The 12,659-nt window shown below is 64.0% G+C and carries 13 protein-coding genes and 1 tRNA gene; 7 read left to right on the top strand and 7 right to left on the bottom strand.

Going from position 1 to position 12,659, the window contains the following annotated elements; translation table 11 throughout:
• Positions 1 to 105 precede the first annotated feature (105 nt).
• The 3 genes from HPO_RS10480 to HPO_RS10470 all read left to right on the top strand — a co-directional run bounded on the left by HPO_RS10480 (position 106) and on the right by HPO_RS10470 (position 2,501).
• Complete coding sequence (locus HPO_RS10480; RefSeq protein WP_035598174.1) at positions 106 to 1,083, top strand: quinone oxidoreductase family protein; 978 nt, start codon at positions 106 to 108, stop codon at positions 1,081 to 1,083.
• 69 nt (positions 1,084 to 1,152) lie between these two features.
• On the top strand, positions 1,153 to 1,620 hold the full coding sequence (locus HPO_RS10475) for a hypothetical protein (protein WP_035598170.1): 468 nt from the start codon (positions 1,153 to 1,155) through the stop codon (positions 1,618 to 1,620).
• A 98-nt stretch (positions 1,621 to 1,718) separates the two neighbouring features.
• Positions 1,719 to 2,501 (top strand): hypothetical protein, encoded by a 783-nt coding sequence (locus HPO_RS10470; protein WP_035598168.1) that lies wholly within the window; start codon positions 1,719 to 1,721, stop codon positions 2,499 to 2,501.
• On the opposite strand, the gene HPO_RS10465 is transcribed toward HPO_RS10470, so the two are convergent.
• The 3 genes from HPO_RS10465 to HPO_RS10455 are packed head-to-tail and all read right to left on the bottom strand — an operon-like array spanning position 2,489 to position 4,477.
• A complete protein-coding gene (locus tag HPO_RS10465) occupies positions 2,489 to 3,328 on the bottom strand; it encodes a hypothetical protein (RefSeq protein ID WP_206742149.1) in 840 nt (279 codons plus the stop codon). The genes HPO_RS10470 and HPO_RS10465 overlap by 13 nt on opposite strands.
• A gap of 4 nt (positions 3,329 to 3,332) precedes the next feature.
• On the bottom strand, positions 3,333 to 4,268 hold the full coding sequence (locus HPO_RS10460) for a M23 family metallopeptidase (protein ID WP_051612516.1): 936 nt from the start codon (positions 4,266 to 4,268) through the stop codon (positions 3,333 to 3,335).
• On the bottom strand, positions 4,268 to 4,477 hold the full coding sequence (locus tag HPO_RS10455) for a DUF2093 domain-containing protein (protein ID WP_035598164.1): 210 nt from the start codon (positions 4,475 to 4,477) through the stop codon (positions 4,268 to 4,270). The genes HPO_RS10460 and HPO_RS10455 overlap by 1 nt, the downstream gene beginning before the upstream one ends.
• A 155-nt stretch (positions 4,478 to 4,632) precedes the next feature.
• On the opposite strand from HPO_RS10455, the gene recA reads away from it, so the two are divergent.
• The 4 genes from recA (at position 4,633) to HPO_RS10435 (ending at position 9,999) form a co-directional block, all read left to right on the top strand.
• The gene (recA, locus tag HPO_RS10450; RefSeq protein ID WP_035598156.1) at positions 4,633 to 5,724 is read left to right on the top strand and encodes a recombinase RecA; all 1,092 of its coding nucleotides are present in this window, start codon (positions 4,633 to 4,635) and stop codon (positions 5,722 to 5,724) included.
• Positions 5,725 to 5,902: 178 nt separating this feature from the next.
• Positions 5,903 to 8,548, top strand: a complete 2,646-nt coding sequence (alaS, locus tag HPO_RS10445) for an alanine--tRNA ligase (protein WP_035598153.1) — start codon at positions 5,903 to 5,905, stop codon at positions 8,546 to 8,548.
• A 115-nt stretch (positions 8,549 to 8,663) separates the two neighbouring features.
• Positions 8,664 to 9,107, top strand: a complete 444-nt coding sequence (locus HPO_RS10440; RefSeq protein ID WP_035598150.1) for an Rrf2 family transcriptional regulator — start codon at positions 8,664 to 8,666, stop codon at positions 9,105 to 9,107.
• Between the two features lie 4 nt (positions 9,108 to 9,111).
• The gene (locus HPO_RS10435) at positions 9,112 to 9,999 is read left to right on the top strand and encodes an NAD(P)/FAD-dependent oxidoreductase (protein WP_035598147.1); all 888 of its coding nucleotides are present in this window, start codon (positions 9,112 to 9,114) and stop codon (positions 9,997 to 9,999) included.
• 41 nt (positions 10,000 to 10,040) lie between these two features.
• Here HPO_RS10435 and HPO_RS10430 read toward each other — a convergent pair.
• The 4 genes from HPO_RS10430 to HPO_RS10415 all read right to left on the bottom strand — a co-directional run bounded on the left by HPO_RS10430 (position 10,041) and on the right by HPO_RS10415 (position 12,610).
• Positions 10,041 to 10,117, bottom strand: a tRNA-Pro gene (locus HPO_RS10430).
• 126 nt (positions 10,118 to 10,243) lie between these two features.
• A complete protein-coding gene (locus HPO_RS10425) occupies positions 10,244 to 10,609 on the bottom strand; it encodes a hypothetical protein (protein ID WP_035598144.1) in 366 nt (121 codons plus the stop codon).
• A 27-nt stretch (positions 10,610 to 10,636) separates the two neighbouring features.
• Positions 10,637 to 11,467, bottom strand: coding sequence for a universal stress protein (locus HPO_RS19750; RefSeq protein WP_051612515.1), 831 nt, complete (start codon positions 11,465 to 11,467; stop codon positions 10,637 to 10,639).
• Positions 11,468 to 11,554: 87 nt separating this feature from the next.
• A complete protein-coding gene (locus HPO_RS10415) occupies positions 11,555 to 12,610 on the bottom strand; it encodes a Glu/Leu/Phe/Val family dehydrogenase (protein WP_035598142.1) in 1,056 nt (351 codons plus the stop codon).
• Positions 12,611 to 12,659 lie beyond the last annotated feature (49 nt).

The following is a 12,659-nucleotide window of genomic DNA, read 5'->3' as shown; positions in this document are numbered from 1 at the left end:
ATGAATCGAACATAACAGGAACAAATTTGCCTGTCGAGCGGCTTGATCGAAAATTGACGTTAGGGGGCATATGCGCTTCATAGCGGGCGCAAGAGGAGATACCCCATGACGCAGACCGCCCCCTATGCCATCCGTATACAGAAAACAGGCGGGCCGGAGGTGCTCGAGGTTCAGGCCATGGAGCCGCGCGCGCCCGGCGCGGGCGAGGCGCTGGTGCGCCAGACCGCCGTGGGCCTCAACTTCATAGACACCTATCACCGCTCCGGCCTCTATCCGCTGAAGCTTCCGGTGACGCTCGGCTCGGAAGCGGCCGGTGTGGTCGAGGCGGTGGGCGAAGGCGTGAGCGATGTGAAACCCGGCGACCGGGTGGCCTATCTGGCCGGAGGTACCTACGCGACCCACTATACCGGCCCGGCGGCGAGCATGGTGAAGCTGCCTGAGTTCGTCAGCGATGAAGAGGGCGCGGCGATCATGCTGAAGGGGCTGACGGCCTGGATGCTGCTGTTCGAGATCCGCCCGGTCCAGCCGGGAGATACGGCGCTGATCTGGGCACCGGTCGGCGGCGTCGGCTCTATCCTCACGCCCTGGGCAGCGCATCTGGGCGCCCGCGTGATCGGCGTGACCTCCAGCCAGGAGAAGGCAGAGAAGGCAAAGGCGCTCGGCGCGGCGGAAGTGGCGGTCGGCTATGACGGCGTGGCCGCGAAAGTGCGTGAACTGAATGGCGGCAAGGGCGTCGATATTGCTTTCGACAGCGTCGGCAGGATTTCGGCCGAAGGCTCGCTCGGCAGTCTCAAGCCACGCGGCTGGTTCATTACTTATGGCAACGCGTCGGGCCCGGTCGATCCGATCCCGCCCTCCCGCCTTGCCCAGGGGGGCAGCCTTGTGATGACGCGCCCCGGCGTGTTCAATTTCATCCAGGCGCCCGGCGCGCTGGCGCGCGGGGCGGGGCTCGTCTTTGATGCCCTGAAGGCAGGCGTGTTCAAGGCAGACATCGGCCAGCGCTTTACCCTGAAAGATGCCGCCGAGGCGCACAAGGCGCTCGAAAGCGGCAAGACAACCGGCGCGACGATCCTTCAGCCCTGACCCATCACCTCCATTCCGCCGCAATCGGCGCGCACTGATTGCGGTGTGAACGGAGGAGGACGCAGGTTCATGAGGGTGGGAATTGCAGGGCTGGCCGTGCTGGTGGCCGCGTGCGCCCATGGGGCGGGCAAGCCTCAGACAGTTGCCGAAATTCATCAGGCCAATGACTGGCAGCATGGAGAGGGCGCGCGGCTGCAGGCGGCGCTGGCGAATGACTTTTCCCGCATCGCGCAGGAAGCGGGCCGCGCCGCAACGCTGGCCCAGATTCAGGCGGCGGGCTATGAATGCACTTATGGCGAAGGCCATGAGGACTATCCCGAGCCTGCTGCCGTCTGCACCTACAGCTTTGCCACACGCGCCTGCCAGATGGACTGGGAATTGAGCCTGACCAGCGACCCGGCCCGCCCAGACAGTGTGGACTGGACGGATGCGGCCTTCCGGCGAGATTGCGTGGGCACGGCCGATGACTGGCCGGGGCCGGTGGCTTCCGAAATCGACAGCCATCTCGCGCCGGTGGCGCCGCCAGAGGCGCGGTAGCCCCCCCGGCTCAGGGGTGTTGACGCCAGCGTGCGGCCGGATCAACTCCGGATGCAGGTCTGGCCTGCGCTGAGCCTCATCACGGGAGCATTGCGAGAATGATGTATGCTGATCTTATCCGCAGGGTTGGCCGCTCTGAGAGCGCGGCGCCTCCGCGCGTTCTTTCTGGGCTGATCCTGAGCCTTCTGTTGATCTTCGGCGCAGGCGCCGTGCAGGCTGAAGAAGCAGCGCCGCAGATCAACCCCATCGTTGCGGAGATACAGGCCGCGATGGCGTCTTTCTCGGCCATCGTGCCCGTGGATACGGCCACCGGCGAGCCGCGCCTGGCCCAGAATGAGGGGGGCGGCGTGACGGTTACCCGCCCCTTCGCCTATCTCGACATGGACGCGGCCTATATCGACATGCTGGGCGCGGGGCTTGCCGACATGACCGAAGCAAGGATTGTCAGCGCAGCAGATCTGATCCTCTCCGGCGGCGACCATATTTGGCTGACATCCCAGCGCCAGGCCGAACGGGCAGGCACAACCCCGGAGGCCCCGGCGCTGTTTCTGGTGCAGTTTGCTTCCGGAGAGGCGGTGAATATTGATGCCGGCGGGGTATTCCGTATACCGCTTTTCGTGCGCTATGAGGATGCCGAAGCGCTGGCCCGGCGGGCGCAGGCAAGCCTACCGCAATCTGGCGAAGCTGAGGAGATTTCAATCACCATAACCCCGTTTCTCAGCGTTGTTCAGGGCATGCTGTCGGGCGAGTTTTCTGGTCTTTATTTCGTTTCCCCCAGCGCCAACCGCAATTGGCTGCGCCAGGTGGAAGCGGGCGAAACGCTGATCAGCCGGTATGAAACGGAAGCCAGCCTTGCTGCCCGAGAACTCTATGAAGACTGAGGCGGGCGCACGCGCCGCTGGGCATCAATCAGAATATCCGCCCCCGGACGGCGCCCGCCGGAAAGCATTCGGCGGGTGATCCGCTCATAATGCTGGATGAAACGGGCCGCCCAGGCGCGCCGCTCATGCGGCATCGCCTCGCCCCGCGCGCGCCACAAGGCCTCTTCCTGTTCCAGCCGCCAGCCCAGCACCGTGTCAAAGCCAGGGGCGAGGATGTGGCAGAAGCCATCGGCGCTGTCCCATAGCGCAGCATAGTCCCCGGCAAGGGCGTCTTCCTGATAGCGGCGCCACACGCCGGAAGCATCTTCCTCCTCCACCGCATTGAGGGGCGGGGCATCGGCGGCGCCCGCCTCGGGCAGCGCGCCCATCATCCAGCCTTCGATCACAATGGCCGCCGGGCGCCCCGAGAAGCTGTACCAGGTCTCGCGCTCGGACCGGTCGTCGGCGAGCTTGTCGAAGGCGGGGATCAATGTGCCGGAAGTGCCGGTGGCGCCGCGCAGAAGGGCAACGGTTTCGCGCAGAAGCGCAAGATCATGCGTGCCCGGAGGACCGCGCGTTGCAAAAAGCGGACTGACGCGGCGGGCAAGGCCTGCCCGCTCGGCTTTCGTCAGGTAAAAATCGTCAAGGCTCGCCCCGGCTACCGGCTCGGGCAGCATCGAAACAGCCTGGCGCAATGCCGTTGACTTGCCCGAGCCTTGCGCGCCGGAGAGAAACAGCAACGGGATATGTCCGGCGGGGGCCGCATCGATCGCGCGGTGGATCCAGACGGCGACATGCAGGGCAATTTCGCTCTGCGGCTCGCGGGCGTGGGTGGCGGCGCCGGGCATGGCGTCAGTCGATTACGGGCAGTTCAAGCAGCAGCGCGGGGTCGATATAATAGTCCCCGCCCCGGTTCTCCGTATCCGGATTACGCCATTTTACCGCCCAGTGAAGATGCGGGCCTGTGCTGCGCCCGGTGTTTCCCGTCTTCGCGATGAGGTCGCCGCGTCTCACTTCGTCGCCAGCGGCGACCGTGACTTCCGACAGGTGCATGAACACCGAAAGCAGGCCGTGGCCGTGATCGAGGAAAATCGTGCCGCCTTCATAATAGAGGTCGGGGTCTGCCAGCGTCACAATCCCGGCGGCCGGGGCGACCACGGGCGTGCCAACCGGCGCAGCAAGGTCAAACCCTTGATGCACCGATAGCGACTCGCAGGGTTTGCCGCTGCTCTTTGAAACACCAACATATTTCCGCGTCGGCCCGAAGGGTGAAGAGGGCGGGGCGTCCGCCGGCAGGATGAACCCGTCCAGCGCGCCCCGGCCCGGATTGAGGCTGGCAAAGCCCGCCTGTTTCTTGGTCCAGCTATCGGCGGCATGGGCCTTCTGGGCCGGCGTGCGCGCATCGATCTTGTCGCAGTCAAAGCCAGGCACGACGCGGAGTTCATCCTCGCGCGGCGCGATGGGCAGGCGCGTGGCGATCCCGTCCCGGCGGACTTCGATTTCCGCCGGCAGGGTGCGGGGCAGGCCATATTGCGCGGTTCCCGTTTCGCCCACGCTCAGGCGCATCTCGCCGAACTCGACGAGACTACCTGTCTCAGCCGGGCAGATGATCAGGCCGCCCTGCCTCAGAATGCCAAAACAGGTGGCCGCGTCTGCCGCCGGGATGGCCGCTTCCGTTTCCGGGGGCGCCATGGCGGGCAGTTCGGACGGGGTTGCCGCTACCGAGCATCCTGCAAGCAGCAGCGCGGCAATTAGTGGTGTGGAAAAGCAGCCGGCTGCGGCCCGCATCAACGCTTGGGCGCCAGCCTCTGGGAAGCGGCTTCAGCGTCCCAGTATGCTTCCTGAAGATCGACGCTCCAGTAGCGCAGGGCGCCGAGCGGGATTTTGCGGCCAGTGACCGCGCATGTGACGTAACTTCCAGCAGATAGCTGCTCGAAGTCGTTGTCTCCAAAGATCACGCGGGCTTCGCCGCCATCGGAACCGGGTCGTGTAAGCATGAGGTCACCTTGCCTGAAAAAGGGGGGTATGGAAAGTCAGGCTGTTCACAAGTTTCCGCTTTGTTCTAGAGAACAAACATGGTACATCTACGATTGAGATGGCAATCGGGGGCCTTGCCAAACGGGCCCTCATGGTAGACCTAAGGAGACGACTCGTGACCAAACCCGCTCTCACTCTCGTGGACAAGGAATCCGGCGTGGATAAGCAGAAGGCCCTTGAAACTGCGCTCAGCAATATTGAGCGGTCCTTTGGCAAGGGCTCGGTCATGCGCCTGGGCGACAAGAAAGCTCTCGATATCGAGGCGGTTTCGACCGGCTCGCTCGGGCTGGATATCGCCCTTGGCATCGGCGGCCTGCCCAAAGGCCGTATCATCGAGATTTTCGGGCCGGAAAGCTCGGGCAAAACGACGCTGTCGCTGCATTGTGTGGCCGAAGCCCAGAAGAATGGCGGCGTCTGCGCCTTCATCGACGCGGAACACGCCTTGGATCCGGTCTACGCCTCCAAGCTCGGCGTGGATCTGGACGATCTGCTGGTGTCGCAGCCCGATACGGGCGAGCAGGCGCTGGAGATTGCCGATACGCTGGTGCGTTCGGGCGCGGTGGACCTTCTGGTCATCGACTCGGTGGCGGCCCTGACCCCGCGCGCCGAGATTGAAGGCGAGATGGGCGACCAGCTGCCGGGTCTGCAGGCCCGTCTGATGAGCCAGGCGCTGCGCAAGCTGACCGGCTCGATCTCCAAATCGAAATGCATGGTCATCTTCATCAACCAGATCCGGATGAAGATTGGCGTCATGTTCGGCAACCCGGAAACGACGACAGGCGGTAACGCCTTGAAATTCTACGCTTCTGTGCGCCTCGACATCCGCCGTATCGGCCAGATCAAGGACCGCGAGGAAGTCATCGGCAACCAGACGCGCGTCAAAGTCGTCAAGAACAAGGTGGCGCCGCCTTTCCGCCAGGTCGAGTTTGATATCATTTATGGGGAAGGCATCTCCAAGACGGGCGAGCTGATCGATCTCGGCGTCAAGGCGAATGTCGTGGAAAAATCCGGCTCCTGGTTCTCCTATAATGGGGAGCGTATTGGCCAGGGCCGTGAAAAGGCGCGGCAATTCCTCAAGGATAATCCGGCGATGGCCAACGAGATCGAAGATGCCGTCCGCCGGAATGCAGGGCTTCTGGCCGAGGAACTTCTCTCGGCCGGCATGGCAGCTGAGGATGGCGACGAGGACGAAGCCGCCGAAGGCTGACATGACAAGGCTTCCGGTCCTCTATCTGATCTCCTGACCGGAAGATTCCCCCCTTTGCGGTACGCCGAGCTTGGCGGGCCGCAAAGGGGCCTTTATATCGCCGGTGTACTCATGTGCCGGTTTCCTGTCTGATTCCGGCATATCCTCTTGTTGAACCGGTAAGGGCCAGAAACGACACATGAACGGCGTCAATGATATCCGGGAAACTTTCCTCGGCTTTTTCGAGAAAAACGGGCATGCCCGGCGCCCCTCCGCGCCGCTGGTGCCGCAGAATGATCCCACGCTCCTGTTCGTGAATGCGGGCATGGTGCCCTTCAAGAATATCTTCACAGGCGCCGAGAAGCCGTTCGCGCCCCGCGCGACCACCTCGCAGAAATGCGTTCGCGCCGGCGGCAAGCATAACGACCTCGACAATGTCGGCTACACCGCCCGCCACCACACCTTCTTTGAAATGCTGGGGAACTTCTCCTTTGGCGACTATTTCAAGGATGACGCCATCGCGCTGGCCTGGGAGCTGGTGACAAAGGAATACGGCCTTGACGCCAAGCGTCTGCTGGTCACCGTCTATGCCGAAGATGACGAGGCCGCTGCCATCTGGAAGAAAGTGGCAGGCTTTGACGATTCCAAGATCATCCGCATCGCCACCAGCGACAATTTCTGGTCGATGGGCGATACGGGCCCCTGCGGTCCCTGTTCGGAAATCTTTTTCGATCATGGCGACAAGGTCTGGGGCGGCCCCCCCGGCAGCGCCGAGCAGGATGGCGACCGGTTCATCGAGATCTGGAACCTCGTTTTCATGCAGTTCGAGCAGCATGAAGGCGGCGCGCGCACCAACCTGCCCAAGCCCTCCATCGATACCGGCATGGGGCTCGAGCGGGTGGCCGCCGTGCTGCAGGGCGTTCACAACAATTACGACATTGATCTCTTCAAGGCGCTGATCGCGGCCGAGGAAGAGGTCTATGGCCAGAAGGCCGCTGGCGACAAGACCGCGTCCTTCCGCGTCATCGCCGACCATCTGCGCACCTCTGCTTTCCTTGTGGCTGATGGTGTGCTGCCGTCGAATGAGGGCCGCGGCTATGTGCTGCGCCGGATCATGCGCCGCGCCATGCGCCATGGCCACATGCTGGGCGCGCGCGAGCCGCTGATGCACAGGCTGGTGCCGGCGCTGATTGCCGAAATGGGCAAGGCCTATCCCGAGCTTGGCCGCGCCAAGGTGGCCATTGAAGCGGCCATCGAGCAGGAAGAAGCCCGCTTCCAGCGCACGCTGGGCAACGGCCTCAGCCTGCTGGACAAGGCGGTTTCGGAACTCGCTCCCGGCGCGGCATTGCCCGGCGATGTGGCCTTCCGCCTGTCGGATACCTACGGCTTCCCGCTCGACCTGACGCAGGACATCCTGCGCGGCCGCGGTCTTGAGGTCGATGTCGCCGGCTTTGAAACGGCGCTGGACGCCCAGCGCGAGACCAGCCGCGCCGGGGGCTTTTCCTCGGGCGATCAGGCAACGGATGAAATCTGGTTCTCCGTACGCGACGAGAAGGGCGCCACGAAGTTTACCGGCTATGCCGGCACGTCGGGTGAGGGCAAGCTCGTGGCCATCGCCACCGGCGGCGCACTGACAGAGACGCTCGCCGCAGGCCCTGCCGAACTCGTGTTCGACACGACGCCCTTCTATGCCGAATCCGGCGGGCAGGCGGGCGACCATGGCGAAATCGTCTTCGAGGGCGGCGCCCGTTTCATCGTGCGCGACGTTCAGAAACGTGCGGGCGACCTGCATGTGCATATCGGCGAACTGGTGTCCGGCTCGGTCAAAACCGGCGCCAAGGCCCAGATGATGGTCAATGCTGCGCGCCGCAAGGCCATCATGGCCAACCATTCGGCCACCCACCTGATGCATGCCGCGCTGCGCCGCGTGCTGGGCGAGCATGTCACGCAGAAAGGCTCGCTGGTGGAGGCAGACCGTTTCCGGTTTGACTTCTCGCATGGCGCGCCCGTCACCCCGGCCCAGCTGGAGGCGATCGAGGATCAGGTCAACGCGCAGATCCGCGCCAATATCGAAACGGGCATGAAGGTGATGACGCCGGAAAAGGCGATCGAGGCGGGCGCGCTGGCACTTTTCGGTGAGAAGTATGGCGATGAAGTCCGTGTGCTGTCGATGGGCGAGCCCGGTGACGGAGACCGGCCCTATTCGGTCGAGCTGTGCGGGGGCACGCATGTGTCCCGCTCCGGCGATATCGCTGTCTTCACGATCATTTCCGAAAGCGGCGTGTCTGCCGGTATCCGGCGGATCGAGGCGACAACCGGCGCCGAGGCGCTGGCCTATCTGAAGGGCCGCGCGCAGATTGCTGCGGACATTGCCGAGAGCCTCAAAGTTCCGCTCAAGGATCTTCCGCGCCGTGTGGCCGCCCTCACCGAGGAGCGCCGCACGCTCGAGCGGGAGCTCAGCGAGGCCAAGCGCAAGCTGGCGATGGGCGGGGGCGGCGGCGCGCCGGCCGGGCCGGAAGTCATCAATGGCGTGAACCTGATCGCCCGCGTCGCAGAAGGCGTTGGCGGCAAGGAGCTGCGCGCGCTGGTGGATGAAGCCAAGTCGAAAATCGGCTCGGGTGTCGTGGTGTTTGTCGGCACCGATGGCGGCAAGGCCGGCGTCGCGATCGGCGTTACAAAAGATCTGACGGACAGATTCTCTGCCGTCGAACTGGTGAAGGCCGCCGCTGGCGCCATCGGTGGCCAGGGCGGTGGCGGACGTCCGGATATGGCGCAGGCCGGTGGCCCGGATGCCGACAAGGCCAATGACGCGCTTGAAGCAGTTCGCGCTGCGCTGAAGGGCTGATCCTTCACGCCGCAAGGCAGATCCAGGACCAGGAGCGGCAGGGGGTAATTTCCCTGCCGCTCTTTTTTATGTGCTATCCCTTGAACGACGCCAATAACGTAATAAATGAAGTTACATGAAAAGAGATAGCCGCCTTTCTTCCGTGCTCCATGCCCTGCTGCATATGGCCGAGCAGGACCGCCCGATGACATCGGACGAGCTTGCTGCCTGTATGCGGACAAATCCGGTCGTGGTGCGCCGCACGATGGGCCTTCTGCGCGAGGCGGGCCTTGTCAGCTCCGAACGCGGACATTCCGGCGGCTGGCGGATCGAGGCAGACCTTGCGAGCGTCACGCTTCGCCAACTTCATGAGGCCTTGGGCGAGCCCACCGTATTTGCCATCGGCAACCGGCATGAGACGCCCGAATGCCTGGTCGAGCAGTCGGTCAATGCGGTGCTGGACGAGGCCTTTGCGCAGGCCGAGGCGCTGCTGCTGGAGCGGTTTGCGTCCGTGACGCTGGCTGATCTGTCGGCGGAATTCACGCAGCGTTTCAAGGAAATCAAACTCCGAAAGGGATAGACCCATGGGTCATGACGTGATCGTCATCGGGGGCAGCTATGCCGGTATGGCTGCTGCCCTCCAGCTGCTGCGTGCGCGCCGCAAGGTTCTGATCATTGATGCGGGCCAGAGGCGGAACCGCGCGGCAGAAGCGTCGCACGGCTTCCTGGGGCAGGACGGGGCAGACCCCGCCCTCATCGCCAGCAAGGCGCGCAGCCAGCTTGAGGCGTATCCCACCCTGCAATGGCTGGATGATCTGGCGCTGGAAGCGGCGCGCAACGAGGAGGACGCCAGCTTCACGGTGCGCAGCTGGAATGGCGCACGTCATCAGGGCGCGCGTCTGATCCTGGCCACCGGCGTCAGCGATACCCTGCCGGAAATCAACGGCCTCACCGAGCGCTGGGGCCAGCATGTGTTCCACTGCCCTTATTGCCATGGCTATGAACTTGACCAGGGAGCGATCGGCGTGATTGCCACCGGCCCGATGTCGCTCCATCAGGCAGAGCTGCTGACGGAGTGGGGCGAGGTGACGCTGCTCGTCAATGGGGCCATGGCGCTGGACGAGGCAGCGCGCGCGAAACTCGCGGCGCGCCGTGTACGGATCGAAGAGGTGCCCATTCTTGGCATCGAGGGAGGCGCCGATGTCAGGCTGGCCGACGGGCGGCGGCTGCGCTTTGCCGGCCTGTTTACCGCGCCGCGCAATGCCCCGGCCACGCCGATTGCGCAGCAGCTCGGCTGCGAATTGGAGGCAACGGTAAGCGGCACGCAGATCCGCCGGAACGAGATGCACGAAACAAGCGTGCCCGGCGTGTTTGCCTGCGGAGACGCCGCGCACATTCCTCATTCGGTATCGATTGCCGTGGGCGATGGCGCCTTGACGGGCATCATGGCTCACAGGTCTCTGGTCTTCTGAAGGCGGGAGAAGCGGCGGCCGGGACCCGCAGCAGGGATCGATGGTCGGAGTGAGAGGATTCGAACCTCCGGCCCCTAGCTCCCGAAGCTAGTGCTCTACCAGGCTGAGCTACACTCCGCCGTCCATCGCCGGGCGGCCCTTGGGCTGCCCGAAGCCCGCGTGTTTACGCCGGGCCGGGGATTTTTCAAGGGGCAAAAGCGGTAGATTGGGCGCATTCGGCGCGAACCTCTCCGCTGGCACGAATTTAGATGTCCGCGATGTCGATGACCTTGTAAGTCAGGGGCGTTTCGCCGTGGAATTCGACGGTAATGTACTCGCCTTCGCGGAAAATATGGTCGCCGAGGCGGTGAACCGGTTCATCCTCGCCCTCTTCTTCCTCGTCATAGCGGAAGAACCAGCGATTGCCCCGATGTGTCAGCCAGCCGTCTGCGCGCTCGGCCGGGTCGGGATGCAGGCGATAAACGCGGGCGTCTTTGCGGTTTTCGCGCCAGGCGTCCACATCAAGGCGTCCCTCCGCCGTCAGCGGGGCGATGATCGTATAGCCTTGGCCGGGCGTCGCCTCGGCGCCGGGATTGAGGGCAAGTTGCAGCGATATGCGCTTGAGCGACATGGCAGTCTCCTGAATGTGAAACGGAAATCAGCGGGCGAGGGCGAGCGCCGGGGCTTCGTCGGCTGATAGCAGGCGTTTGCTTGTGCCGCCGAACAGCCGCTCGCCAATGCGCGAATGGCCATAGGCGCCGGCCACGATCATGGTGGCGCCGCTGCCCTTGGCCAGCGCCAGCAGGGCGGCGGAAACCTCGCCTTCGATTGGAGAAACGCTGGTCTTGATGCCTTTCCGTTTCAGCCAGTCTTCCAGGGAACCGGGTTCAATGCCCGGCCGGGCGCCGTCACGTTCGGCATCCTTGCGGTTCTGCGCGATGATCACCTCGCCGGCGGCTTTGAGCAGGGGCGTATGGAACCGCAGGGCGCGGGCTGCGCCGTTCGATCCATCCCAGCCGATGATGACTGGGCCGGGGGTGTAGGGGGTCGTGCCGGCCAGAACCAGCGGCAGGCGCGCATCCATCATCACATAGTCAAAAGCGATGGAAAGCGGCTCGCCACTGCGCGCGGCGCTGCGGGGAAAGACAATGGCATCGGCCAGGGTCGCCGCACTCGCCGCCGCCGCTTCGGCATTGGCGACCTGGTGGAGGAACACGCAGTCAATGCCGGGCGCAGAGCCGACCCCCTGCCGGAAGGCGGCCTCGGCCTTTTCCAGCATTTCTTTCTGCAGCTCTATGATGTTGGTCGCCGCGGCCGCCGTCAGGCCGGTCGATTCCGGGGTGGTAACGAGCATTACGGCGGCCTGCGGGTCGGGCAGAGCGCACAGACCCGTCAGGCCGGTGCCGATCTTTTTGGCCATGACCAAGGCAGATTGGGTGGTCTCGACATCCGTTTCCGGTGTGCCCTGAAGCATTGCGACGACTGACATGGGTTCTCTCCTGCTCTGCCTGCATCTCCCTGCAAGAGATGATAACATGAACGTAGCAGCAGAGGCATGGTTCCTGAGTAAGGAACTCTACTTAGGCGCGCCGGTTTTCGCCTCGGCGATACGCGTGCGGGCAATCCGGTCGGCCACGGCGTTTGCCGGCTGATCGGTGGAGAGGGCTTCATCAAGCACCTGCCCGAGTGTCTCGATCAGGCGGTTGAGCTTCCCGTCGACCCATTCGCGCGAATAATTGCCGGAGATTTCAGCCGCCACATTGATGATGCCGCCGCCATTGATGACGTAATCCGGGGCGTAAAGAATGCCCTGGCGGCGCAGGAACTCGCCCATTTCCGGGACGATCAGCTGATTGTTGGCGGCGCCCGCCACGCCTTTAACGCGCAGGCGGCCGAGGGTTTTCTCATTGATCACGGCGCCCAGCGCGCAGGGGGAGAAGATGTCGGCGTCCACATCATAGATATCGTCAGGCGGCACGATGGTGGCCCCGGTCACCGCCGAAACAGCCTTCAGGGCCTCTTCGTCGATGTCGGAAATGACGAGCTTGGCGCCGTCCCTGGCGAGATGCTCGCAGACATGCCCGCCCACCGAGCCAACGCCCTGCACCGCGATGATGCGGTCTGAAAGGTCATCGGACCCGTAAAGGCGTTTGGCGACCTCCTTGATGCCGAGATAGACGCCCATGGCAGTGACCGGCGAGGGATCACCGCTGGCAGCGGCGCCTTCGTCCAGTCCGGCCACATAGCGGGTTTCCTTGCGCACAAGCGCCATGTCAGAGGTGTCGATGCCGACATCTTCGGCTGTATAGTACGATCCGTTCAGGCTTTCGACCGCCCGGCCGAAGGCGCGGAACAGGGCTTCGGACTTGTCCTGGCGCGGGTCGCCCCAGATTACCGATTTGCCACCGCCCAGCGGCAGGTCCGCCATGGCATTCTTGAAGCTCATGCCCTGGGAGAGGCGCAGCGCGTCGGTCAGCATCGCGTCGCCGCTGGCATAGTTCCACATCCGGCAGCCCCCGGCCGCGGGGCCCAGAGCGGTGGAATGAACGGCAATGATGCATTTCAGCCCGCTCTCGGCATCGTGAAAAGCATGAGCGCCCTCATGGGCGTCGAATGAGGGATGATCGAACATGACGGGCCGGATTGGTTGCAACTGAAACGGGTTGCCAGCGCTCTAGCCG

Source organism: Hyphomonas polymorpha PS728 (genome assembly GCF_000685315.1).
GTDB classification, from domain to species: domain Bacteria; phylum Pseudomonadota; class Alphaproteobacteria; order Caulobacterales; family Hyphomonadaceae; genus Hyphomonas; species Hyphomonas polymorpha.
This window is presented reverse-complemented; position numbering and strand designations above follow the sequence as displayed.

Bases quoted from the DNA above. Each gene is read 5' to 3' on its own strand.
- HPO_RS10480 (WP_035598174.1), top strand. From the start codon at position 106: ATGACGCAGACCGCCCCCTATGCCATCCGTATACAGAAAACAGGCGGG.
- HPO_RS10475 (WP_035598170.1), top strand. From the start codon at position 1,153: ATGAGGGTGGGAATTGCAGGGCTGGCCGTGCTGGTGGCCGCGTGCGCC.
- HPO_RS10470 (WP_035598168.1), top strand. From the start codon at position 1,719: ATGATGTATGCTGATCTTATCCGCAGGGTTGGCCGCTCTGAGAGCGCG.
- HPO_RS10465 (WP_206742149.1), bottom strand. From the start codon at position 3,328: ATGCCCGGCGCCGCCACCCACGCCCGCGAGCCGCAGAGCGAAATTGCC.
- HPO_RS10460 (WP_051612516.1), bottom strand. From the start codon at position 4,268: ATGCGGGCCGCAGCCGGCTGCTTTTCCACACCACTAATTGCCGCGCTG.
- HPO_RS10455 (WP_035598164.1), bottom strand. From the start codon at position 4,477: ATGCTTACACGACCCGGTTCCGATGGCGGCGAAGCCCGCGTGATCTTT.
- alaS (WP_035598153.1), top strand. From the start codon at position 5,903: ATGAACGGCGTCAATGATATCCGGGAAACTTTCCTCGGCTTTTTCGAG.
- HPO_RS10440 (WP_035598150.1), top strand. From the start codon at position 8,664: ATGAAAAGAGATAGCCGCCTTTCTTCCGTGCTCCATGCCCTGCTGCAT.
- HPO_RS10435 (WP_035598147.1), top strand. From the start codon at position 9,112: ATGGGTCATGACGTGATCGTCATCGGGGGCAGCTATGCCGGTATGGCT.
- HPO_RS10425 (WP_035598144.1), bottom strand. From the start codon at position 10,609: ATGTCGCTCAAGCGCATATCGCTGCAACTTGCCCTCAATCCCGGCGCC.
- HPO_RS19750 (WP_051612515.1), bottom strand. From the start codon at position 11,467: ATGTCAGTCGTCGCAATGCTTCAGGGCACACCGGAAACGGATGTCGAG.
- HPO_RS10415 (WP_035598142.1), bottom strand. From the start codon at position 12,610: ATGTTCGATCATCCCTCATTCGACGCCCATGAGGGCGCTCATGCTTTT.